This window comes from Rhizobium sp. NZLR8 (assembly GCF_019685025.1).
Classification (GTDB): domain Bacteria; phylum Pseudomonadota; class Alphaproteobacteria; order Rhizobiales; family Rhizobiaceae; genus Rhizobium.
Map to the genome: position 1 here is coordinate 1 of NZ_JABDVY010000013.1, position 24494 is coordinate 24494.

At 61.7% G+C, this 24494-nt stretch carries 18 protein-coding genes and 1 pseudogene; 11 read left to right on the forward strand and 8 right to left on the reverse strand.

Annotation, left to right across the window (positions count from 1 at the left end):
* Positions 1–103, forward strand: a pseudogene (locus HJB89_RS24360) (IS110 family transposase); the annotation flags it as partial.
* Positions 104–269: 166 nt separating this feature from the next.
* On the opposite strand, the gene glyS reads toward HJB89_RS24360, so the two are convergent.
* Positions 270–2384, reverse strand: a complete 2115-nt coding sequence (gene glyS / locus HJB89_RS24365) for a glycine--tRNA ligase subunit beta (protein ID WP_207583154.1) — start codon at positions 2382–2384, stop codon at positions 270–272.
* 228 nt (positions 2385–2612) lie between these two features.
* Here glyS and HJB89_RS24370 point away from each other — a divergent pair, with 228 nt between their 5' ends.
* From HJB89_RS24370 to ubiA, 5 genes are all read left to right on the forward strand, one after another.
* Positions 2613–4922, forward strand: a complete 2310-nt coding sequence (locus tag HJB89_RS24370) for a Tex family protein (protein ID WP_207583155.1) — start codon at positions 2613–2615, stop codon at positions 4920–4922.
* 133 nt (positions 4923–5055) lie between these two features.
* A complete protein-coding gene (locus tag HJB89_RS24375) occupies positions 5056–6315 on the forward strand; it encodes a cyclopropane-fatty-acyl-phospholipid synthase family protein (RefSeq protein ID WP_207583156.1) in 1260 nt (419 codons plus the stop codon).
* A 55-nt stretch (positions 6316–6370) separates the two neighbouring features.
* Positions 6371–6952 (forward strand): histidine phosphatase family protein, encoded by a 582-nt coding sequence (locus HJB89_RS24380; RefSeq protein ID WP_221133211.1) that lies wholly within the window; start codon positions 6371–6373, stop codon positions 6950–6952.
* Between the two features lie 184 nt (positions 6953–7136).
* The gene (locus HJB89_RS24385; RefSeq protein WP_221150617.1) at positions 7137–7949 is read left to right on the forward strand and encodes a MipA/OmpV family protein; all 813 of its coding nucleotides are present in this window, start codon (positions 7137–7139) and stop codon (positions 7947–7949) included.
* Between the two features lie 166 nt (positions 7950–8115).
* Positions 8116–9075 carry a 4-hydroxybenzoate octaprenyltransferase gene (ubiA, locus tag HJB89_RS24390; protein WP_207584262.1) on the forward strand — a complete coding sequence of 320 codons (960 nt, stop codon included), beginning with the start codon at positions 8116–8118 and terminating at the stop codon, positions 9073–9075.
* Between the two features lie 94 nt (positions 9076–9169).
* On the opposite strand, the gene HJB89_RS24395 is transcribed toward ubiA, so the two are convergent.
* On the reverse strand, positions 9170–9736 hold the full coding sequence (locus HJB89_RS24395) for a DUF6101 family protein (RefSeq protein ID WP_221133212.1): 567 nt from the start codon (positions 9734–9736) through the stop codon (positions 9170–9172).
* A 297-nt stretch (positions 9737–10033) separates the two neighbouring features.
* Here HJB89_RS24395 and HJB89_RS24400 point away from each other — a divergent pair, with 297 nt between their 5' ends.
* The gene (locus HJB89_RS24400; RefSeq protein WP_221150618.1) at positions 10034–13369 is read left to right on the forward strand and encodes a DUF1217 domain-containing protein; all 3336 of its coding nucleotides are present in this window, start codon (positions 10034–10036) and stop codon (positions 13367–13369) included.
* Positions 13370–13378: 9 nt separating this feature from the next.
* Here HJB89_RS24400 and HJB89_RS24405 read toward each other — a convergent pair whose 3' ends face one another.
* From HJB89_RS24405 to HJB89_RS24415, 3 genes are all read right to left on the reverse strand, one after another.
* The gene (locus HJB89_RS24405; protein WP_221133214.1) at positions 13379–14815 is read right to left on the reverse strand and encodes an FAD-binding oxidoreductase; all 1437 of its coding nucleotides are present in this window, start codon (positions 14813–14815) and stop codon (positions 13379–13381) included.
* Between the two features lie 19 nt (positions 14816–14834).
* Complete coding sequence (locus tag HJB89_RS24410; protein ID WP_207583166.1) at positions 14835–15815, reverse strand: L-threonylcarbamoyladenylate synthase; 981 nt, start codon at positions 15813–15815, stop codon at positions 14835–14837.
* Positions 15816–15908: 93 nt separating this feature from the next.
* A complete protein-coding gene (locus HJB89_RS24415) occupies positions 15909–16517 on the reverse strand; it encodes a DUF6656 family protein (RefSeq protein WP_207583167.1) in 609 nt (202 codons plus the stop codon).
* Positions 16518–16950: 433 nt separating this feature from the next.
* Between HJB89_RS24415 and HJB89_RS24420 the strand changes: the two genes are divergently transcribed.
* Together HJB89_RS24420 and HJB89_RS24425 are read left to right on the forward strand one after the other, a co-directional pair.
* Entirely contained in the window at positions 16951–18195 is a 1245-nt protein-coding gene (locus HJB89_RS24420; protein ID WP_207584263.1) for an aromatic ring-hydroxylating dioxygenase subunit alpha, read from the forward strand.
* Between the two features lie 239 nt (positions 18196–18434).
* Positions 18435–18911, forward strand: a complete 477-nt coding sequence (locus HJB89_RS24425; protein ID WP_221150619.1) for a BA14K family protein — start codon at positions 18435–18437, stop codon at positions 18909–18911.
* Positions 18912–19155: 244 nt separating this feature from the next.
* Here the strand turns inward: HJB89_RS24425 and HJB89_RS24430 are convergent, their stop codons facing one another.
* Entirely contained in the window at positions 19156–19419 is a 264-nt protein-coding gene (locus HJB89_RS24430; protein WP_164009858.1) for a DUF982 domain-containing protein, read from the reverse strand.
* A gap of 248 nt (positions 19420–19667) precedes the next feature.
* Positions 19668–20663 (reverse strand): transporter, encoded by a 996-nt coding sequence (locus tag HJB89_RS24435; protein ID WP_221150620.1) that lies wholly within the window; start codon positions 20661–20663, stop codon positions 19668–19670.
* Between the two features lie 214 nt (positions 20664–20877).
* Here HJB89_RS24435 and HJB89_RS24440 point away from each other — a divergent pair, with 214 nt between their 5' ends.
* Positions 20878–22656 (forward strand): acyl-CoA dehydrogenase, encoded by a 1779-nt coding sequence (locus HJB89_RS24440; protein ID WP_221150621.1) that lies wholly within the window; start codon positions 20878–20880, stop codon positions 22654–22656.
* Between the two features lie 11 nt (positions 22657–22667).
* Positions 22668–23423 carry a crotonase/enoyl-CoA hydratase family protein gene (locus tag HJB89_RS24445; RefSeq protein ID WP_207583171.1) on the forward strand — a complete coding sequence of 252 codons (756 nt, stop codon included), beginning with the start codon at positions 22668–22670 and terminating at the stop codon, positions 23421–23423.
* A gap of 36 nt (positions 23424–23459) precedes the next feature.
* On the opposite strand, the gene HJB89_RS24450 is transcribed toward HJB89_RS24445, so the two are convergent.
* A complete protein-coding gene (locus HJB89_RS24450; protein WP_207583172.1) occupies positions 23460–24464 on the reverse strand; it encodes an MBL fold metallo-hydrolase in 1005 nt (334 codons plus the stop codon).
* Positions 24465–24494 lie beyond the last annotated feature (30 nt).

Below are 24494 nucleotides of genomic sequence, written 5' to 3' on the forward strand. Positions count from 1 at the left end.
GGCCGGCAAGCCCAAGATCGTCGCAACCGTCGCAACTATGCGCAAGCTGCTCACCATCCTCAATGCCATCATCAGGGACGGACGACCATGGCAAAACGCTTGACAAATAAGACAGTCGCTCTCCCCGCAGGCGGGGCGAAGGGGGACATGCCGCGACCTCTCCGTCCCCATCTACCCCTCGCGGGGCAAGTCCCCTCGCGCCGTTTACGGGGAGAGGGTTAGGGTGAGGGGCAGATTTCGGCTCTAACCGGACAGCCGAACCCCTGTTCTTACCCCGAGATCTTCGAAAAATCCGCGACCGTTCCCGTCGCCGCACGGATCAGCCGGAGCAAGGCGAGGCGGTTGGCGCGGATGGCGGCGTCCTCGTCGTTGACGAGAACCCCTTCAAAGAAGCGGTCGACCGGGCCGCGCAGCTTGGAAAGCGCCTCCATCGCCGAGCGGAAGTCCTCGCCGGCGACGGCGTTCGAAGCATCCTTAGAGGCGCCTGAAATCGCCGAAAACAGCTCCTTCTCGGCGTCGAGCTTCAGCAGCGCTGCCGAAACGCCATCGGCGATCACGGTGCCCTTCTTTTCCTCGGCAGCGAGCAGCTGCGTCGCCCGCTTGGTGCCGGCAAGCAGGTTTTTGCCATCCTCGGAGGTGATGAAGGCGGTCAGCGCTTCGACGCGGCGTGCCACCATCAACAGATCGTCGGCATCGGCTGTCAGCACGGCGTCGATGAGGTCGTAGCGGGCGCCCTGGTCGCGCAGATAGACCTTGAGACGGTCATGGAAGAAGGAGAGCAGATCGGCGTCCTTGGTCGTCGCCACCAGCGGCAGGCGGACCCTTCGCTCCAGCAGGATACGGACGACACCGAGTGCCGCACGCCGCAGTGCGAACGGATCCTTCGAGCCGGTCGGCTTTTCGTCGATCGCCCAGAAGCCGGTCAGCGTGTCGAGCTTGTCGGCAAGCGCAATGGTGATCGCCACCTTGTCCTCCGGCACGCGATCCGACGGACCCTGCGGCTTGTAATGGTCCTCGATCGCTGCGGCAACGGAGGCATCCTCACCCTGAAGCACCGCATATTTGCGGCCCATCAAGCCCTGCAGTTCCGGGAATTCGCCGACGGCTTCGGTGCGAAGATCGGCCTTGGCGAGCACCGCGGCGCGATCGGCGAGCGCCGCATCCGCGCCGATGATCTTGGCCAATTCCTTGGCCAGCGCCCGGATGCGCGAAACGCGCGCCCCCTGCGTGCCGAGTTTGGCATGGAAGGTCACGTCGAGCGCATCGAGCTTGGCCATGCGCTGGTCGAGCGGCTTCTTCAGGTCGAGATCGAATTTCTTTGCGGAAGCCTCAAGCGTCTCCAGATCCGGCAGGTCGCCCTGATCGCGCTTCCAGAAATGCAGCGCATCCGAAAGCCGGGCCCGCACCACCTTGCCGTTGCCGTGGACGATTTCCTTGCCGCCGTCGATCGCCTGGATATTGGCAACCAGGATGAACTTGTTCGACAGCGTTTCCTCACCCGGTTTGCGCGTGACGAAGCACTTCTGGTTGGTCTTGATCGTCAGCCGGATGATCTCGGAGGGGATGGAGAGATAGTCCTCCTCGAAGCTGCCCATCAGCACCTGCGGCCATTCGACGAGGCCGGAGACTTCCTCCAGCAGACCTTCGTCTTCTACCAGCTCCAGCCCATTGGCGAAGGCGATGTCGCGGGCGTCGTGCAGGATGATGTCCTTGCGCCGCTCGGCGTCGAGGATGACCTTGGCCCTCTCCAGGTTCGCCGCATAGTCGTCGAAGCGCCGCACGGTGATCGGCTCGGGCGCGTGGAAGCGATGGCCAAAGGTGATGTTGGAAGCGGTGATACCGTCGATCTCGAAGGGGATGACGGTGGTCTCCTCATGCTCCGGGCCGAAGGTGCAGACGATCGACTGCAGCGGCCGCACCCAGCGCAGCGCGCCGGGTCTCGTGGAGGCCTTGCCCCAGCGCATCGACTTCGGCCAGGGAAAATCGCGGATGATGCCGGGCATCACCTCGGCGACGATCTCTTCGGCCGCGCGGCCCGGCCTGGAGATGACCGCGACGTAGAAATCGCCCTTCTTCGGATCGCTCACCACCTGCGCCTCGGAGACCGACGAAAGGCCGGCGCCGCGCAGAAAGCCTTCGATCGCCTTCTCGTTGGCGTCGGTGCGCGGCCCCTTGCGCTCCTCGCGCACATCGGCCGAGCGCGCCGTCAGACCGTGAATGTCGAGCGCAAGCCGCCGCGGCGTCCAGTATTCGCGTGCGCCCTCATAGGACAGACCGGCTTCGACTAGCGCATCGGTGACGAGCTTCTTGAGGTCGCCGGCAGCCTTGCGCTGCATGCGGGCCGGAATCTCTTCGGAGCGGAGTTCGAGAAGAAGGTTTGGCATGTCGAATTTCCTTGGCCCCCGCGACAGGGGAGAGGTGGCAGGGGCGCCGGGTCAAAACGTTGCTTCTGCTAGCAAAAAATGGCGTATCTGCACAACCGCAAAATCGCCGCCTTTCCGGCATGCTTTCCTGTGGATCGGCACCTGTCTGTTAACTCCAACATTGCCTTGCCGCTTTTCGCCGCTATGGTCCCGCAACTTTCGTCGAAACAGGAAATCCCAGGAAACCTCATGGCCGCTGACCTCCGTTTTCTCGCAGCTCGCATCTCGGCCGAAATCAGCGCCCGTCCCGAACAGGCCAAAGCCGCCATCGAGCTGCTCGACGAGGGCGCCACCGTGCCCTTCATCGCCCGCTACCGCAAGGAAGTGACCGGCGGGCTGGATGACACGCAGCTGCGCAATCTTGCCGAACGGCTGGTCTATCTGCGCGAACTCGAAGCCCGCCGCGATACGATCGTCGAATCGATTGCGGGCCAGGGCAAGATGACCGATGAGCTGAGGGTGAAGGTGGCTGGTGCCGAGACCAAAGCCGAACTCGAAGACCTCTATCTGCCCTACAAGCCGAAGCGCCGCACCCGCGCCGAAATTGCCCGCGAACGCGGCCTCGGCCCGCTTGCCGAGACCATTCTTTCCGACCGCGGCCGGGAGCCGGCGGTGCTCGCCGAAGGCTTCATTACTGCTGACGTGCCCGATGTGAAGACGGCGCTCGAAGGCGCCCGCGACATCATCGCCGAAGGCATTGCTGAAAATGCCGACCTGCTCGGCAGATTGCGCGCCCATATGCGCCAGGCTTCGCTGCTGAAGGCCAGGGTCGTCGACGGCAAGCAGGCGACGGGCGAGAAGTTCTCCGATTATTTCGACCATTCCGAACGCTGGGCGACCGCCCCCGGCCACCGCGCGCTCGCCATGCTGCGCGGCTGGAATGAGGAGGTGCTGACGCTGACGATCGAGGCCGACGCCGAGACCGCCTCTCCGAACAAGCCGGTCGAACGCATGATTGCGTCAGCCTACGAGATCGGGGCGAGCCGCCCCGCCGACCGCTGGTTGATGGAGGTCGCAAGCTGGGCCTGGCGCGTCAAACTTTCCATGTCGCTCTCGCTCGACCTGATGCGCGAACTGCGCGAAAGGGCCGAAGAGGAGGCGATCCATGTCTTCGCCCGCAATCTCAAGGATCTGCTGTTGGCAGCCCCTGCCGGCTCGCGCGCGACGATGGGTCTCGATCCCGGCATCCGCACCGGCGTCAAGGTCGCCGTCGTCGACGGCACCGGCAAGGTGATCGCGACCTCGACCGTCTATCCCTTCCAGCCGAGGAACGACGTGCGCGGCGCCCAGGTCGAACTCGCATCGCTGATCCGCAAGCACAATGTCGAGCTGATCTCGATCGGCAACGGCACCGGTAGCCGCGAAACCGAAAAGCTGGTGGCCGACATGCTGGCCGAGTTGCCGGCGCCGAAGCCGACCAAGGTCATCGTTTCGGAAGCCGGCGCCTCGGTCTATTCCGCCTCGGCGACCGCAGCGGCGGAGTTTCCCGATCTCGACGTATCGTTGCGCGGCGCCGTCTCCATCGCCCGGCGCCTGCAGGATCCCTTGGCCGAACTGGTCAAGATCGAGCCGAAGTCGATCGGCGTCGGCCAGTATCAGCACGACGTCGACCAGCAAAAGCTGTCGCGCTCGCTGGATGCAGTGGTCGAAGACGCGGTCAACGCCGTCGGCGTCGATCTCAACACCGCCTCTGCGCCGCTGCTTTCCCGCGTCTCCGGTCTCGGCCCGTCGATTGCCGATGCCATTGTCCGCCACCGCGACAGCGAGGGCCGTTTCGAGACCCGGCGGGACCTCATGAAGGTCGCCAGGCTCGGCGGCCGCACCTTTGAGCAATGCGCCGGCTTCCTGCGCATCCCCAACGGCAAGGAGCCGCTCGACGCCTCCTCCGTGCATCCGGAGGCCTACGGCGTCGCCAAGAAGATCGTCGCCGCCTGCGGCCGTGATCTGCGCGCGTTGATGGGCGATAGTGCGGTGCTGAAATCGGTCGATCCGCGCCAGTTCATCGACGAGAAATTTGGTCTGCCAACGGTCAGGGACATCATCTCGGAGCTGGAAAAGCCGGGTCGCGACCCGCGTCCGAGTTTCAAGACCGCGACCTTCGCCGAGGGCATCAACGAAATTTCCGACCTCAAGCCCGGCATGGTGCTGGAAGGCACGGTGACCAATGTCGCCGCCTTCGGCGCCTTCGTCGATATCGGTGTGCACCAGGATGGTCTGGTGCATCTGTCGCAGCTTGCCGATCGCTTTGTCAAGGATCCCCACGAGGTCGTCAAGGCGGGTGACGTCGTCAAGGTGCGGGTCGTCGAGGTCGATGCCAAGCGCAAGCGGATCGCTCTCTCGATGAAACGCGACGACGGTTCTTCGGCACCTGCGCAGCGGGGTGATTCTCGCGGAAACCAGGCTTCCAAACCCCAGAACGAGCGCCGTCCTGCGGCCCCGAAACCGGAAAGCCAGGGTGCTTTCGGCGCGGCTCTTGCCGAAGCCATGAAGCGAAAATAAGAGTTTAGCCGGTATTTCGGCAAAAATGCAACAGTTTGGCAACGTTCTGAGCGGAGTGCTAAATCCGGCGCTTGTAAGGCGAAAGAGAGCGACTAAGTTGATGTGACCATTCTGTCACATTTGCGAGGCGTCCATGGCGTCGGCTTTCCTATCGATCGTCCAGCAGATCATCCGCAAGGGTTCGTTGAAACTTACCCTTGCCAATGGCGAAACCCACATGATCGGCGACGGCACCGGTGAATCCGTCGCTGCCCGTCTTGCCGATCAGGAGGCCGAGGACGCCATCCGGCGCGACCCGACAATGAAGCTTGGCGAAATGTATATGCAAGGCCGGTTCATTCTCGAACAGGGCAACATTTACGATTTCCTGTCGCTGGTGAAGCAGAACACCACCAACGAGATCTTCGATTTCAAGATGGCAATGTTGCTCGTTGGCCGCATTGCCTGGCAGCAGGTGAAGAGCCGCATGCCTGGCAATCGCAACAAGCACAACGTCGCCCATCACTACGACCTGTCGGCCAAACTTTTCGATCTGTTCCTCGACGAGGACTGGCAATATTCATGCGCCTATTTCGAACCACCAGACATCGGTCTCGACGAGGCGCAGCTTGCCAAGAAACGCCATATCGCCGCCAAGCTTCTGCTCGAGCCGAACCAGCGCATCCTGGAGATCGGCTCCGGCTGGGGCGGTATGGGCATGTATCTGACGGAAGCGACCGAAGGAGCCGATTTCACCGGCATCACGCTGAGCGAAGAGCAGCTCAAGGTCTCACGCGGCCGCGCCGAAAAGCGCGGTCTGTCCGAGCGTGTGCGTTTCGAGCTGCAGGACTACCGCACCATGACGGGCAGGAAATTCGACCGCATCGTTTCGGTCGGCATGTTCGAACATGTCGGTATCGGCAATTACGGCAATTTCTTTCGCAAGGTATCGGACCTGCTCGACGACAACGGCGTCATGGTGCTGCATTCGATCGGCCGTCCGAAGCCGAGCTTCGGCACCAATGCCTTCATCGAGCGCTACATCTTCCCGGGCGGCTATATCCCTTCCGTCGGCGAAGTCGTGCCGCCGCTCGAAAAGGCCGGGCTGCTGGTCAAGGATGTCGAAATCCTGCCGATGCATTATGCCTATACGCTGCGCCATTGGCGCGAGCGTTTCGTGGCGCGCAAGGCCGAAGCGGTGGCGCTTTACGACGAGCAGTTCTTCCGCATGTGGGAATTCTATCTGGCCGGTTCCGAAATCGGTTTCCGCTGGGACGAACTCTTCATCCTGCAGATCCAGATCGCCAAGAACCAATTCGCCGTTCCCGACAACCGCAATTACATCGCGCGGAACGAGGCCAAGCTGAAGGAATTCGAGGCAAGGCGCGCACCGCTGGAAAAGGTGGCGTTCTGAGCGGCAGCACTTGTGCCGGTCACAATGAAAGCCGGCCACAATGAAAGGACTGCGGATGAGCAGTGCGTTTCCCGAAATCTATCTCGTCCGCCATGGCGAAACCGAATGGAGCCTGTCCGGGCGCCATACCGGACGCAGCGATATTCCGCTGACGGCGAACGGCGAGGACGCCGCCGGCAAACTTGCCGAACGGCTCGCCGGTCACGCCTTCTCCGCCGTCTGGTCGAGCCCGTCGGCGCGGGCCCGCAAGACCTGCGTGCTTGCCGGTTTCGGATCGGGTGCGGTGATCAAGGAGGATCTCGCCGAATGGGACTACGGCGCTTACGAAGGCATCACCACCAAGGCGATCCTGGCGGAGCGCCCCGGCTGGCAGCTCTTTCGCGATGGCTGCCCGGATGGAGAGTTCGCCGCCGATGTCGGTGCCCGTGCGGACGCCGTCATCCACGCGCTTCGCCAAGCGGACGGCACCATCCTGATCTTCTCGAGTTCACATTTCCTGCGTGTGCTCGCCGCCCGCTGGCTCGGCATGCCGCCGGAAGGCGGCGCGCTTTTGGTGCTCGATACGGCTTCTATCAGCGTGCTCGGTTACGAACACGATCTGACGGAGCCGGTCATTCGCCGGTGGAACCAGCGGTAGGGCATCTGGGGGGAGCGGGTTTGCGGAATTCGATAGCAGATGCCATCAGCCGTGTGGGCCACACGGCACGACTCCCAACAGCGTCCTTTGTTCACCGTGGTTAACATTGGGGTAACGACATCCGGATAAGTGTAGCCGTCGCCGCTCTCCGCGGCTTTGTTTTTGCGTTTTCTGGAGTGCGGACGTGTCTCATCGGTCAGTCGTATCGATCTCTTTGGCTATTGGCCTTTTTTCCTTTGGTTCGGCGGCGGCGCAGGAAAGCGGCCAGCATTTCTGGTCCGGCGACTGGTATCTGAGCGTCGGTGTCGCAGGCTTCTCCGCCCCGAAATTCGAGGGCTCGTCGCATAATGAATTCAAGGTCAGCCCGCTGATCTCGGTCGGCCGCCAAGGCGCCGGCCCGCGTTTTTCCTCGCGCAACGACAATCCGTCCTTCGCCCTCATCGACAAGGGCGCCTTCCGCGCTGGTATCGTCGGCAGGTTCGTGCCGTCGCGCGATGACGGCGACGGCCATGAGCTGAAGGGCTTGAAGAAGGTCAAGTGGGGTGCCGAAGCCGGTGGTTTCGTCGAAGTCTATCCGACCGATTTCTTGCGCGCCCGTGCCGAAGTCCGTCAGGGCATCCGCTCATACGACGGCGTCGTCGCCGATCTCGCGGTCGATGCCTTCACCGATATCGCGCCCGACCTGCAGCTGTCAGGCGGCCCGCGCGCGACATTTGCGACAAGCGGCTATTACGACGCCTATTACGGCGTCAGCGCCAAGCACGCCGCCGCAAGCGGCCTTGATCCCTACAAGCCATCGTCGGGCATCCAGTCCTATGGCGCGGGTGCCGCCCTGACCTGGAAGGCGACCGAAAACCTCTCGGCAAGCTCCTTCCTCGAATATAAGCGGCTGGCAGGTCCCGCCGCCGACAGCAGCCTGGTGCGAGACCGCGGTTCGAAGAACCAGGTCCTGATCGGCGTCTCGGCGACCTACAAGTTCAATTTCTCCCTGCAGTGATCCAATGCATGTCGCCCGGAAGTGTGTAGCGGTTCCGGGATAACGACATCCATTAAACATCCAACGCATGTCGCCCGGAAGTGTGCAGCGGTTCCGGGATAACGACATGCATGAGACAAAGAGATCGCTTCTTGACCGGATCGCCGGCCGGTCGCTAGATGGCGGCATGCAAGATACCGGCGACTTCAACGATCGCGTTTCCGACGCACCTTCCGACAACTGGGTCTATCGGATCCTGCCGCAGTGGCTCTGGCCTTATGCCCAGCTTGCGCGGTGGGATCGCCCGATCGGCTGGCAGTTGTTGATGTGGCCGTGTTTCTGGTCGGCAACCCTTGCCGCCAATGCGGCGATCGGCGAGGGCCTCTATTCCGGCAGTCTGCTGGTGTCTCACCTTTTGCTCTATTTCATCGGCGCGGTCGCCATGCGCGGCGCCGGCTGCACCTATAACGATCTCGTCGATCACGAAATCGACATGGAAGTGGCGCGCACCCGTTCGCGTCCGCTCCCCTCGGGCCGCGTTACGCGCGCCCACGCGAAGATCTTCATCGGCCTGCAGGCGCTGGTCGGCCTCGTCGTGCTCTTGCAGTTCAACTGGCTGACCGTTTTCCTCGGCGTGCTTTCGCTCGGGATCGTAGCGTTTTATCCCTTCGCCAAACGGTTTACCGACTGGCCGCAATTCTATCTGGGGCTTGCCTTCTCCTGGGGCGCGCTGATGGGCTGGGCCGGCATTTTGGGCGGCCTCTCCTTTGCCGCCATCCTGCTCTACGCCGCCTCCGTCGCCTGGACGATCGGTTACGACACGATTTACGCCCATCAGGACAAGGAGGACGACGAACTGATCGGCGTCCGCTCCACCGCGCGGCTGTTCGGCGACAGGACGAGGCAATGGCTGATCGGCCTTTATGGACTGACGCTGGCGCTGATGTTTATCGCTTTCGTTCTTGCCGGCGCCAATATCATCGCGTTCCTGGCGCTGCTCGGGGCCGCCGGCATGTTCGCCTGGCAGATCGTCCGGCTCGATATCGATGATGCCGGCCAATGCCTGGCGCTCTTCAAGTCGAACAATCGCGTCGGCCTGATCATCTTTTTCGGCTTGTTCATCTCGCTGCTCTTCGCCATTCCCTGAATGGGGCGATGACTTCAGCGATGCATGAAACGATAAACCCGGCGCGGGCGCCGGGTTTCAAAATGCTTGCCAAAACGGAGTGTCGCTATTTCGCTCAATTGCGGGCGATGATTTCCTTGCCCTCGATCTTCATGGCGACACCCAGCCGACCGGTGGTGCGGCGCACGAGGAAGCGCGGGCGCCGGTTGGCGAAGTAGGAATGACGGCGGCGCGGCTTGAGATCGCTGGTGCGCAAGGCACCAATATGGTCTTCGAGCGGACGGGCGACGCCGTCGGCCTCGACCATCAGCATCGGAATGCGGAAGGCTTCCGACCAGCTGCGCCAGTCGGCGGCGATATCGCTGAGGTCATGGGCGACGAGCAGCGGAATGCAGAGCTCCGGATCGGCGTGGTGAAGCTCGAGAGTGACGGTGACTTCGCCGTCGCCATGGTCGATGGCGCGGGCAGCGACGCCCTTGAAGACGCGCTTCGGCAGGGCAATCGAGAGCGGCAGGCCGCTGGAAGGGAGGACCTTGCGCAGCACAGCGCCGCGTTCGTCTATGGTAATGTTGACGTCATCCGAACAATCATGGATGGCGTAGCTGACCTGCTGGGGAAAGCGGGCCGGATCGAGGCGTAACGTCGTGCCAGCCCAGGCGGGCTTCATTGCGGGATTGTTCATGTCATTCTACCCTTGTCTTACCTGAGAGCCGATTTCCGGTCTTCTCCTTGGGACTTTTCGTCCTCTATGGCCGACAATAGGGGCCTGCCGTTCCGTACAGCTTAAAAATTGCGGTTAAGAAAACTTTGCCTCCTATGATGGTTATCAAAACCGAATCCGGCAGGGTTTCCGGAAGGTGAACGGTGTGGTGTGCTGAAATGATGCATCCTGAGGTAAGCCTCAGGTAAGCTTTCCGTGGCAAAATATGCTTACCAGCAGTTCGTTCTTTTAGAGAGTTTGCCGAAAAGGGCGCTTTTAATGATCACGGCTTCCCTCGCTTACACGATCCTGTCGAAGGATATGACGTCGAGCCTCAACAAGGTTGCGTCGCAGGCGACGGTCAAAAAGGACGCTCAGTACTACGCCGACCATATCAACAAGGTCACATCGGTCGACGACTTTCTCGGTGATTACAAGCTCTACAGCTATGCGATGAAGGCCTATGGTCTGGAGGATATGACCTACGCTAAGGCCTTCATGAAGAAGGTGCTCGAAAGCGATCTCACCGACGCCAACAGCTACGCCAACAAGCTTTCTGATACGCGTTATCGCGAATTTGCCTCCGCCTTCAATTTCAATGCGCCTGCCAAGGATGTGCAGACGGACGCGCAGGAGGACGATCTCATCGGCCTCTACAAGCAGTCCTTCGTCGATGCCGACAAGGCGGCGAGCACCGAGAGCACCTATTACAGCAACAATATCGATAGCGTGCAGACCGTCGACGATCTGGTCAACAACACCCGGCTGCGCACCTATGTACTGACGACTTTCAAAATCGATCCCACCTATGCGTCGAAGGATTTTCTGCGCCAGGTGCTGACGAGCGATCTCAGCGACCCCACGAGCGTCGTCAACACGCAAGGTGGCGACAAGTACAAGGCGCTTGCCGCCCAGTTCAGCTTCAACGCCGACGGTACAGTCACCGGCACGGCGCAGACGGCGGCGCAGAAGGCGTCGGTCGTCGAGACCTACACGCTGAATTCCCAATCGGTGATCATCGACAATTCGGTCGGCTCCGACGTCTACTATGTCGGCAAGACGGCGGCTGACTACAACAAGGCCTATTATACCGCCAAGATCGGCACGATCACCAATGTCGACGATCTGGTCGCCGACAAACGCCTGACCTCCTACATCACGACGGCCTACAGCATGGGCGCCGACTTTACCGCGGCAGCGTTGCGCACGGTGCTGACCGACCCCGGTTATGCCCAGCTGATGGGCTTTACCAATGTCTACAACGCCTTCAACTTCAAGGCGGACGGGTCGACCTTGAGCACGGCGCGCGTCCAGACGGTTGATCAGGCGAACAAGCTGTCATCGGCAGCGTCGAGCACCGCCAACTATTATAATGTGACCTCGCAATCGAGCGGCATCACCAATGTCGACGACCTGCTCGCCGACAATGTGCTGGCGCGTTCCATCAAGGATGCCTATGGGCTTGGCACCAATTTCAGCAATGCCGACCTGAAGAATATCCTGACGGATTCGGCCTATGCCGCGGCCCAGGGCCATGCCGGTCTCAATGCCGACTTCAATTTCCAGGCGGATGGTTCGATCAATGGTTCGGTGATCCAGACCGCGGCGCAGCGGAAATCGACGACCGACAAGTTGGCGGCGAACGCAGCGCATTTCAACAGCATGATCGGCAATGTCACCAATGTCGATGACATCATGTCCGATACTGTCGCAGTCAGCTATCTCAGAAACAGCATGCAGATCGCCGACAGCGTCTCCGATGCGACGTTGAGGACGTTCCTCGTCGACCCTGCGGCTGCCAGCACCCAGGGTTACAGCGACGTTAACGACCTCTTCAATTTCAAGGCCGACGGTTCGGTCGCGACGCTTTACGCCTCGCAGAGCGCAACCCAAAGCGCCAGCACTGCCAGCAAGGCCAATGATGCGGCCGTCTATTACCAGGCGACCATCGCCGGCATCTCAAACGTCGAGCAGTTGCTGTCGGATCAGAAGCTGAACAATTTCGTGCGCAACGCCTTCGGCATCCCCTCCACCGTCACCGACGTCGCTCTTCGCAATATTCTGACCGATCAGAGCGGCACCGGCACCTATGTCGATGTTGCCGCCGCCTTCAACTTCAAGGCGGATGGCACGCTCGAGGACGGCATGCAGGCGCAGACGGCGGCACAGATTACCAACACGAAAATTGCCGCCGGAGCCCGCACCGACGATTATTCCGCCCGGATGGCGACAATCGGTAATGTCGACGATCTCATCGCCGATGACGCCATCACCAATTTCCTGAAGAGCACCTACAATCTGCCATCGGCTACCTCGAACGCTGATCTGAAGAGCATTTTGACCGATGCGACTGCGGCAGCCGCAGCCGGCCACGCCGATCTCAATGCCGACTTCAACTTCGCCGCCGACGGATCGCTCCCGGTCGTCAGCTCGGTCCAGACGGCCGATCAGGCGCAAACCACCAATGACAATTATATGGCTCGCTATGACGACGAGCGCGACGAGGCGATCGACGAAGTCACCTCCAATTACACGAGCATGATGGCCGATAGCACCAGCCTGCTCGATTTCTCCGAGATCAAGAGCGTCAACGATTTCCTGCGCAGCAATTCCTCGGCCGATTTCAAGAAAAGCAACGACAAGCTGCCGGATCCCTACCATGTGGCGCTGCAGGCTTTCGGTCTGACCGACCAGGAGGTGCCGCGCTCGATGATGCGCAAGATCCTGACGAGCGATGCATACGACCCGAAAGGCTATATCGCCTCGCTGAAGGACGAACGCATCACCAACCTTGCCCGCGCCTTCAACTTCGGCCCCGACGGCAAGGCGGCGTCACCCTTCCAGGCGCTTCCCGATGCGACGTTGGCCAAATACGCCACCGATTATAAGGCGCATGTCACCATGCTGTTGAAGGCCGGCCCGTTAAAGGACAAGGCATCGAAGGACGCGACGACCGAGGTGGATTACTTCGCCAAGGGCATGGCGAAGGTGAAGTCGCTCGACGATTTCCTCGACGACAGCCGCCTGACGAATCTGGTGCTGAAAGCCAACAACCTCGACCCGAAGGATTACGACAAGGCGACACTGAAGAAGATCTTCACCTCCGATCCCGACGACAAGAAGAGTTATCTGAACACCAAGGCCGATGCGCGCTTCAAGGATATCGTCGCCGCTTTCAACTTCGACAAGGACGGCAATCTCACCCGCGCCAAGGTAGGCACTATCCAGAACAAGGCTGCCGAAGACCACACCCAGAAGCTTTTCGTCCAGCAGACGATGGAAGCCCAGCAGGGCGAAAGCAATGACGGCGTCCGCCTGGCGCTCTATTTCAGCCGCAAGGCCCCGAACATCACCTCGATCTATTCGATCCTCGGCGACAAGGCGCTCTATCAGGTGATCACCACCGCCTACAGCCTGCCTTCGCAGATCTCGGGCATGGATGTCGCCAAGCAGGCCGACCTCATCAACCGCTTCGTCAAGCTCGAGGATCTCCAGGATCCGAAGAAGGTCGACAAGCTGCTGCGGCGCTTCACCGCCATGTACGACGTCAAGAACAGCACGCAGCAGTCGCCGGCGCTGCAGATCCTGACCGGCGGCGGCGCGCAGCAATCCTGACCGTCGGTCTCACACGTCGAGACTGACGACCTTTCCAGGGTTCATGATGTTGGCGGGGTCGAAGGCGCGCTTGATGCGGCGCATCAGCTCGATTTCGATTGCCGGGCGGATGGCAGCCAGTTCGTCGCGCTTCAGCTGTCCGATGCCGTGTTCGGCCGAGATCGAGCCGCCGTGAGCAATTACCAGCCCATGAACGATGTGGTTCATCTCGTGCCAGCGGGCGATGAAGGCGTCCTTGTCGGCACCGACCGGCTGGGAAATATTGTAATGGATATTGCCGTCGCCCATATGGCCGAAAGCGCAGATGCGGGCTCCGGGCATTGCCGCCATCACCGCTTCTTCGGCCTCGGCCATGAAATGCGGAACCTTCGACACCGGCACGGAAACATCGTGCTTGATCGACCCGCCTTCCGGCTTCTGGGCATCCGACATGCTTTCGCGCATGTGCCAGATGGCCTTCTGCTGGGCGACCGATGAAGCGATCGCCGCATCGAGCACCAGCCCGGCCTCGAAGCCTTGTTCCAGTACGCCGTTCATCATCCGCTCCGCCGTCTCGGCCGAGTCCGACGTGGAGATGTCGATCAGCACATACCAGGGATAGGGCGCTTCCAGCGGATCGCGCACGCCGTCGATGTGGCGCGTGGTGATTTCGACGCCGAAACGCGGCATCAGCTCGAAACCGGTGAGCGAGGCGCCGCAGAGGCTGGAGGCGAGATCGAACAGACCAAGCGCATTCTCCACCGAATTCAGACCGGCGAATGCCACCTGATGGCCGAGCGGCTGGGGAAACAGCTTCAGCACCGCGCCGGTGATGATGCCGAGCGTGCCTTCGGCGCCGATGAAAAGGTCGCGCAGGTCGTAGCCGGTATTGTCCTTCTTCAGGCGGCGCAAGCCGTCCCAGATCTCGCCGGTCGGCAGCACCACTTCGAGGCCGAGGCAGAGCTGGCGCATATTGCCGTAGGCAAGCACGGCCGTGCCGCCGGCATTGGTGGAAAGGTTGCCGCCGATGCGGCAGGAGCCCTCCGAGCCGAGCGACAGCGGAAACAGCCGCCCGTGCGCCTCGGCTGCCTTCTGCACTTCGGCCAGGATGGCGCCGCCATCGGCCACCAGCACGTTCGCCACCGGATCGATATCGCGGATCTTGTTCATGCGTTCGAGCGACAGGATGATATCGGACTTGCCCTCACGCGGCGTCTGGCCGCCGACCAGGCCGGTATTGCCGGTCTGTGGCACGATCGCCGCTCCGGTCTCCGTCGCAAGTTTCATGATTGCCGAGACTTCTTCGACAGAGCCGGGCTTTAGGAGGAGAGGGGAGGAACCGTGATAGAGCCCGCGGTTCTCGATCAGATGCGGCGCCAGATCGGCCTCGCTGGCAAGCGCGTATTTGTCGCCGACGATGGCGGCGAAGCGGTCGAGAAGTTCGGCGGAAATGCTGGGGCTGCTCATCGGGTTCGATCCTCCGTCATTATTTCAAGTCGCGGGGTGCAGCTGCCCGCTGCAGGCGGTCGTTGATCGCTTCGCCCAACCCCTCCTCGGGGATGGCCGAAAAGGCAATGCTCGAAGCCCCACTGGCATCGGCCCGCTTCATGTAGTCGAAAAGATTGGCCGCCGCCTCGGCAAGGTCGCCCTGCGGGCTGAGATCGAGGACGATCCGGGCGCCGTTTGCGCCGGAGACCGCCGCGCCGCCGAAGGCGATCAGCGCTTCGCCGGGTTCGACCGTCGTCGCATTGAGGCGCACCGACGCGCCTGGCGCGTAGTGCGAGGCGAGCATGCCAGGCGCCTCGATCGCCGCCGATGCCGTTTTCGCCCGCAGCAGCGGCCGGCCTGCGACGCGCTCGATCTCGCGTGCCGCCAGACCGCCGGGGCGAAGCAGCCTTACCCGGTCGCCCTCCACCTTGACGATCGTCGATTCGACGCCGACAGCGCTTGGGCCCGCATCGAGGATCAACGGGATCTTCGCCCCAAGATCGGCCTCGACATGGGCGGCACTCGTTGCGCTGATCGCGCCTGACGTATTGGCGCTGGGGGCTGCGAGCGGCCGCCCGAAGGCGCCGATCACCGCGCCTGCAAAACCCTTCGGCACGCGGATGCCAACGCTGTCGAGCCCGGCGGTCGCCAGCGAATGGATCGGGCTTTCGGTCTTCAGCGGCAGCACGAGGGTCAGCGGGCCGGGCCAGAAGGCGGCGGCGAGAGCCCTCGACACCGGATCGAATTCGGCGTGCTCTTCGGCCATGGCGAGATCGGCCATATGGCAGATCAGCGGGTTGAAGCGCGGCCGTCCCTTTGTCTCATAGATGCGGGTGATCGCCGCCGGATTGGTGGCGTCGGCGGCAAGGCCGTAGACCGTCTCGGTCGGAATGGCGATGGCAAAGCCGTCGGCAAGAGCGGCGCAGGCCGCCTCAAGCGCTGCCTGCCTGTCTGCCTCAATGTCGATCGTGCGTGCCATGTGCTGCCTGGTGCTTCAGTTCCGGCAGTCATTAGGCTTTCCGCTCTTCGCGATCAATCGCGTTGTTGGCCTCACGCTTCGATGCGATGCGCTTTATAGCTGGCGGATGATTTCGCGCAGCTGTTCGTTGCGGGCGCCGAGCAGCAGGATGTTGCGGATCGCTGCCTGCGGATCATGGGTGCGGAAGAGCAGGCCGTTGCCGCGCACTGACCGGTCGATGCTCATTTTTTCCTGGGAGTGCTCGCCGGGTTTGATCGCGACGGCGAAATACATGCGGGAATAGCCGACATCGATGCGTTCGAAGAAATTGTCGTTCTGGCCGATGTCGGAATAGAAATTGGCGATGTAGAAGGCCCAGCTCACGTCTTCGTAATGCGCGAACTTCGTCCGCGCAGCGGTGACGTGGCAATAACCGAGATGCGGGCTGTCCTCCAGCGTCCGGTGAAAGATCATCTTCGGAAACTGGATCGAGTGGTGAAAGCCGTTGATGTGCTGATGCGTCTTTTCGCCGGCCACCTGCAGCTTGCGGCCAGTCTTTTCGGCGACCTCATCATGGGTGAAATAGCGCTTTTCCTCGGCCAGCCAGTGCCGCCGCTCGCGCGGTATCCGGCCGGTGCGCAGGAATTCGGAATGCGCGGCAATCGGCTGCCGCTCTTGCAATCTGCTTGCATCTTTCGCGTCGAAATAACGGAGTCTGGCCATGTTCGCGTTCTTCGCTCGGTCTGAATCAACGGCAGGATAGGGTGGCATGCTTAAGGCGATGTTAAAATCGCCCGCCGGCCGGCCGGCCAGAGACCTAAATGCCGGCAGCTGTCGCAAACGCGATGGACGCCGATATCACCCAGCGAACCTCTTTGCGCAACGGCCCTTTACGCCATGTCGCAATTGACGATAATCGCCTGGAGAGTCGGACGAATGTCAGCGACTGGGATCAGTAGCTTTTGGCTTGCCGCACCCTGTCGTCAATTTCGAAGCCGATGTCGCATTACAACCAAGCGGCAGGGATGCCAGGTGATTAAATGGGCCCAGGTGATTAAATGGCGCCATGAACAATTCTCCCGAAGGAGAAGGAAGCGGGCGCGCTTCCGCCGGCCTTCTGCTCGAGGGTGGCAACCGGGTGCACGAGGACATGAAGATGGATATTCGCAGCAACGTTTTGCGTCAGCTCAAGGGCCGTCGTGAGGGCTTCAGCCTCGAACGGCCGTTTTATATCGACGAGGATTATTTCCAGCTCGACATGGAGATGATCTATTATCGCGACTGGCTGTTCATCGGCCATGATTGCGAATTGCCGAAGCCCGGCGCCTATTTCACCGTCCAGATCGGCAGCTATCCGGTCGTCGTCGTCCGTGGCCGCGACAATGTCATCCGCGCCTTCCACAACAGCTGTCGTCATCGCGGCTCGCGCGTCTGCACCAAGGAGCACGGCTCTTCCGTGCGTCTCGTCTGCCCCTACCATCAGTGGACCTATGATCTTGAAGGCAAGCTCGCCTTCGCCCGCCACATGGGCGATGATTTCGATAAGACCGGCTTCAACCTGAAGCCCGTCCATTGCGAAATCGTCGCGGGCTATGTCTTCATCTGCCTTGCCGATACCGCCCCGGACTTCCAGCCGGTGCGCGACAAGATCGAGCCCTATGTCGCGCCGCACCGGATCAGCGAGAGCAAGGTCGCCTTCCAGAGCACGATCATCGAGAAGGGCAACTGGAAGCTTGTCTGGGAAAATAATCGCGAGTGTTATCACTGCGCCGCCAATCACCCCGAGCTTTGCCGCACCTATCCCGAAGCCCCGAGTGTCACCGGCACGGATGGCGGCGCCGACGATCCCGAGATCGCCGGCCATTGGGCGCGCTGCGAGGCCGCCGGCCTGCCGAGCAAGTTCCAGATGTCGCCGGACGGTCAGTTCCGCACCGCCCGCATGCCGCTGATCGAGGACGCCGAGAGCTACACCATGTCGGGCAAGAGCGCCGTCAAGCGTCCGCTCGCCGACGATATCTCGATCAGCCATATCGGCACCATGCTGCTCTTCCACTACCCAACGACGTGGAACCACCTATTGGGCGACCACGCCATCTCCTTCCGGGTGCTGCCGCTCAGCGCCAATGAGACGGCGGTGACGACAAAGTGGCTGGTCCACAAGGACGCGGTCGAAGGCGTGGATTACAATCTCGAGGAACTGACCCACGTCTGGACCGAGACCAACGACCAAGATCGCCGCATCGTAGAAGAGAACGCCTTCGGCATCCACTCGCCTGCCTATGAACCAGGCCCCTATTCCTCCCTGCACGAGGGCGGTGTCATGCAGTTCCTCGAATGGTATTCCAACTTCATGGTGAACCGCCTGCAGGGCGACCAGGCGAAAATCTCCGCCGTGGCGTAACATTTCGCCCGGAACTGTGCAGCGGTTCCGGGATAACGACATACATAAGACAAAGGACTAAAGCGCGTCCCGGCCGCAATTCCGGGCGCCGTTATCGAGGGCGGCCTCGCGGTTAATGCCCGGTTCAGATCGATTTCTTTAAAGATACGAAAGCAGCCGGCCCCCGGCCGCTTTCGGAACCATTCGGGCACGAAAGCGTTGCTAAACAGGCGGTTATCGCTGTTGAATGGGAGAGAAGAATGTTCGGTTTGAGTAACAAGATCGCGACCGCAGTTCTGGCTGCCGCCGTCGTTCTGACAGGCTTCGTGCCGTCGCAGGCAGTCCAGATGCCAACCGCCCCGCAGGTGGAAAAATCCTCCGCCGTCGAGAACGTCCAATACCGCCGCTACTATCGTCCCGGCTATCGGCCGGGCGCCTATTATCGGCCGGGCTACGGCGGCGGCTACCGCCCCGGCTATTACGGTGGCTATCGCGGATACAGCTATTACCGTCCGGGCTATCGCCACTACAACGGCTACTGGTATCCGCTCGCCGCCTTCGGCGCCGGCGCGGTCATCGGCGGCGCCATTGTCGCGCAACCGCGTTACGTCGAGCCTGCGCCCAGCATGGGTTCAGGCCATGTCGCCTGGTGCGCCAACCGATATCGGTCCTATCGCGCCTACGACAACACGTTCCAACCCTATAACGGCCCGCGTCAGCAGTGCTATTCGCCGTAATGAGGCCGGAATAGGAAGTGGGCATTGCCCTCACGCTAACCCTCTCCCCGTAAAAAACGGAGAGAGGGGACGTGGCAAACGTGGCGTCGCGCGGCCGTCCATTCGGCTTTCTCGGCAAGGTTGACCAAGCCGAGTCCCCACGCCGGCCCGTACCAGCCGCCGCGCAGGGACCTGCCCATGCAGCGGAACGAGAGGGCGGTGGCGTGAAGAAACCGTGAACTCATTTCATCATCGGCTGCGAAACTCAGTGGACGACGGTGATCACCGAAATGCCAGCTTCGTCGGCGGCACGGATAAGCGCTGCTCGCGCGTCCTGAGCCGGAATCTCCCCGTGTATTGCATCCCGGCAAGCCATAATCGCCACGAGGTATTCTTCTCCATCGTCGATCGGCCAGCCAACGGTCAGCATCTCGGCAGCCTGCACGAGAGTTGCGACGAGCTTGTATTTTTCCGGCCCACTCACCACGAGCATCAGAGGGACGAACTCTCCGGATGTGCACCATTTCATGACATTAGGTCTCCCCACGGTAAATACATTAGTAACCGTGCAAGAACCGTTCCGAGCGAGGTGGTGGCATGAACCAACGGATTACCCGAGCGTCGATCGCTGAGATTGTAAAAAACGGGGAGAGGGGACGTGCCCTTAGGGGACGTTAGCGAGGGACGGAGACGTTGCGGCATATCCCCTTCGCCCCGTTTACGGGGAGAAGGGGCCGGCAGGCGGATGGGCAGCAGCGCCCACCCCACCTCTCAGATTCAAAGAATATCCACTCGCCGCAGCAGCCACCAGGCAAAGGCAATCGAGGCGACGATGAGGGCGACGGCGTATTCGGTGCCGTAATCGCCGACGGCGAAGGGCAGGTTTGCGGTGTTCATGCCGAAGAAGCCCGTCACCAGGGTCGGCGGCAGCAGGAAGGCCGTCATGATCGACAGCAGATAGAGGTGGCGGTTGGTCTCGGAGGATTGTTTGGAATCGATTTCTTCGTGCAGCAGGCGCGCCCGGTCCTGCAGCGCGTAAATATCGTGGTCGACCGTTTCCAGCCGGCTTGTCAGCCGCCGCGCCACATCATCGAAGCCGAATGGCATCTCGTCGTCGTCGGCCGCCGCCGCACGGCGCATCAGCGCCAGCACCGTGCGCAGATGGCGATGCAGCCGGACGACGGTGCGCCGGACCGGCGCCAGCCGCCGGCGTTCGTCGCGCGGCGCATTGTCGTAGACAAAATCCTCGATCAGGTTCAGCTCTTCGGTGAGTTCCATGACGATCGCGATCAGCGTGCGCTGAAACTCGATCACCAGCAGTTCGAACAGATCGACCGGCCGTGAAAATTTTCCCGGATTTTTTTCGATCAGCGCCCGCGCCCGCTCGACGCTGCGCAGCGGCTGCAGCCTCGTGGTGATGATGAAACGGTCGGACATGGCAAAATGCAGCCAGCCGAGATTGTTGGTATCCTGGGCGAAATCGCGCTGGCAGTCGACGAGCGTGCCGTAGAGCATCTGCTCGTCGACGGTGATGGTCGCGTGCGTGTCACGCGTCGTCAGCGCCGATTTCGCGTCCTCCGTCAGTCCGGCGAGCGTTTCGAGCAATGCCGGCACGCGGGCGTCAACAAGGTTGAGGTGCAGCCAGTAGAAACAATTGTCGGCGATGAGGTCCGCCACCTTCGCACTGTTGTTCAGACGCACCGCCGTCTTTTCATCCGGCGAGAAGCGATAGGCCCAGACGAAACCGGGTATGTTGACGGGCAATGTATCCATTGGTCGCCGATCCCTTGCGAAGGCGATGTCCTTACAGCCTCTTCATGACGTTCATTTGTGCAAGAGTGCAAGAGCCGGGCTGTGATGTCGGGCAAACTATTGCACGACAGTCAATGGAATCGAAATTGACGTTTACGTAAAAATCAATTAGCCCTTTGCCTCGGAGGGGCTTTGCCCAAATACAGGAAGTGCAGGCCGTCTGCGGAGGAAAACCATGTACAAGGCGCCCGTCGAGGAAATCGCGTTCACGTTGAAGCATGTCGCCGGCATGGGCGAGGCGATTTCAGCAGGCTTGCTCCGCGATCTCGGCGAAGATCTGGTCGATGCGATCCTGGCCGAGGCGGGACGTTTTGCCACAGAGGAAGTGGCGCCTCTCGCAGACATCGGCGACCGGCAGGGCGCCCGTTTGATCGATGGTGAGGTCCGGCTGCCGGATGGCTGGCGCGATCTCTATCGCAACTGGATCGCCGGCGGCTGGAACGGCCTGACGGCACCCGAAGCTTTCGGCGGCCAGGCCCTGCCGCATATGCTGAATGTCGCAGCGCTGGAAATGTGGAATTCCGGTTCCATGGCCTTTGCGCTTGCCCCGACGCTGACGATGGGCGCCATCGAGGCGGTCAGCACCCATGGCAGTGCTGCGCTGAAGCAGAAATACCTGGCAAAGATGGTGTCCGGCGAATGGACCGGCACCATGAACCTGACCGAGCCGCATGCCGGTTCCGATCTCGGCGTGCTCAAGGCCCGCGCCGAGCGCCGCGCCGACGGCAGCTACCGCATATCAGGCCAGAAGATCTTCATTACCTGGGGCGACCACGACGCGGCCGACAATATCATTCATCTGGTGCTGGCCCGCCTGCCGGATGCGCCGGCCGGCACCCGCGGCATCTCGCTCTTCCTGGTGCCGAAATTCCTGGTGAACGATGACGGCTCGCTCGGTGCCCGCAACGATCTGTTCTGCCACTCGCTGGAGCACAAGCTTGGCATCCACGGCTCGCCGACCTGCACGATGATCTATGGCGACGGCCGGTTCGGCGACGAAAAGGGTGCCGTGGGATGGCTGGTCGGCGAGGAGAACAAGGGGCTCGCCTGCATGTTCACGATGATGAACAATGCCCGTCTGGCCGTCGGCATTCAGGGCGTGGCGATCGCCGAGGCCGCTACCCAGAAGGCGCTCGCCTATGCCAAGGAACGCACCCAGGGCAGGGCGCCCGGCTGGAGCGGCGCCGGCATGAGCCCGATCGTCGACCATCCCGATGTTGCCCGCATGCTGCTGACGATGAAGGCGCTGACGCAGGGGTCACGCGCCATTTCCTATGCCTGCGCCCATGCGATCGACATGTCCCACCGGGCGGGCGATGACAGCCGTCACTGGCAGGAGCGTGCCGCGCTGCTGACGCCGATTGCTAAATCCTTTTCGACCGATGCCGGCGTCGAGGTTGCCTCGCTCGGCATTCAGGTGCATGGCGGCATGGGCTTCATCGAGGAGACGGGGGCAGCGCGGTACTTGCGTGATGCCCGCATCGCGCCGATCTACGAGGGCACCAACGGCATCCAGGCGATCGACCTCGTCACCCGCAAGCTGCCGCTCTCCGGCGGCGATCAGGTCAAGGGCTTCATCGCCGCGCTGAAGGAGATCGCCGACAATGTCCGCCGCTCCAATCTCGGTGGTCTTGGCGAAACCGCCGCCAGGCTCGACACAGCGATCGCCGATCTCGAAACGGCGACCGGCTGGCTCATCAAGATCCTGACCGATGGCAAGGCCACCGAGGCGCTCTCAGGTGCAACACCCTATCAGCGCCTGTTCGGCCTCGTGCTCACCGGCTGTTACCTCGCCAAGGGGGCTCTTGCCGAAAGCGGCGATGGCAGAGGCGAGGGCCGCATCGCGCTCTGCCGCTTCGCCGCCGAAAATCTGATGGCCGAGACCACAGCCCTTTGTGACCGGGTGGTGAATGGCGCTGCAAGCCTCGCCGCCGCCCGCATTCTGCTTGCTTGAGGACATTTCCAATGACCGATCACATCATCGTCGAGCAGCCTTCCGCCCACCCTGGCGTCCAGCTCATCCGCTTCAACCGGCCGGAGAAGAAGAACGCCATCACCCGCGCCATGTACCGGACAATGGCCGATGCGCTGAAGGCGGCCGATGCCGATCCCGCCATCCGCGCCACCGCCTTTCTTGGTACCCAGGGCTGCTTTTCCGCCGGCAATGATCTAAACGACTTCCTTGTCGCCGCAGTCGGTGGCAGCGGCCTGGAGCAGGAGATCCTAGATTTCCTCTATGCGCTGGTGAAGGCCGAAAAACCCGTGGTCTCGGGCGTCGACGGACTGGCGATCGGCATCGGCACGACGATCCATCTCCATTGCGACCTGACCATCGCTTCCAGCCGCAGCCAGTTCCGTACTCCCTTCGTCGACCTGGCTCTGGTGCCGGAAGCGGGTTCCAGCCTCGTTGCGCCACGCCTGATGGGCCACCAGCGCGCCTTCGCCCTGCTGGCCGCCGGCGAAGCCTTCTCGGCCGCCGAGGCGAAGGACGCCGGTCTCATCTGGAAGGTGGTTGAACCCGGCGAGGTCGATGGGCTGACGCTGGCGACCGCAGCTCGGCTCGCCGCCAAACCGCCGGAGGCGCTGCGCATCGCCCGTAATCTCATCCGCAGCGACAGCGGCGAGATCATCGCCCGCATCGACGAGGAGGCCCGCCATTTCTCCGCCCGTCTGAAAAGTGCCGAGGCCCGGGCCGCCTTCGAAGCCTTCATGCGCCGCTAAACCGTATCAGATGAAGCAAGTTTGACGCGACGCGCTTTAGAGCTTGGGCACATCGAAGACCTCGCCCGCCCTGAGCGCCCGGAATCGTTCCGGGGGAATATCATGTTCGCTCATAGCGTTTTGCAGCGCTCTTGTCGGCGCGTCGACCGCCTCGTCTGTCAGTTGGAACGTCGCGAAGTGATGCCCCGCCACATAGGCCGCATTTGCCAACTTCATCCCGATGACCGCTTCCTGCGGATTCTGGTGCTGGCCTTTCATGAACCATCGCGGCTCATAGGCGCCGAAGGGTAAAATCGCCAAGCGAAAGCCACCATGCTTCTGCTGTGCCGCCTTGTAATTGATGCCGCGGTGAAAGCCCGTATCGCCGACGTGATAGATTTTTCCGGCGGGAGTCGATAAGGCGAACGACGCCCAGAGCGCCATTCGGCGATCGGCGCCGCCGCGGGCGGACCAATGATGTGCCGGCTCCGCATCAATGCTGATGCCGGCGTGCGAGATGCGCTCGCCCCAGTCCATCGATGTCATCTCTATATCGGGCACGGCGCGGCGGATGATCGTGTCATTGCCGAGTGGTGTCACCACACGCGGCCGATGCTTGGCGCTCAAGCGCCTGAGTGTCGCGATATCGAGATGATCATAATGATTGTGCGATACCAGCACGAGATCGATTGGCGGCAGATCATCGAACGCGATGCCCGGTTGGACGACGCGTTTGGGTCCAGCAAAAGTAAAGGGGCTTACGCGCTCCGACCACACCGGGTCGGTAAGGATATTGAGCCCAGCGACCTGTACGAGCACTGTTGCATGGCCAACCATGGTCACCCGTAGATCCTCGCCGTCGACACGTGGATCCGGCTTGGCCGCCGCATATGGACTTGGCACCGACCGCGGCCAACGCTCACGGCCACCGCCGAATTGCCACCGCAGCAAATCGCGGAAACCAAGGGGCTCGATACCTTCGGGATTGAAGAAATGCGTGCCGTCGAAGTGATCGGACACCGGGCCGTTATAATAGGGATTGCGTCTTTTGGTCTTGCGCATTTGAAATCGGTCTCGTTTGCTTACAGCGCC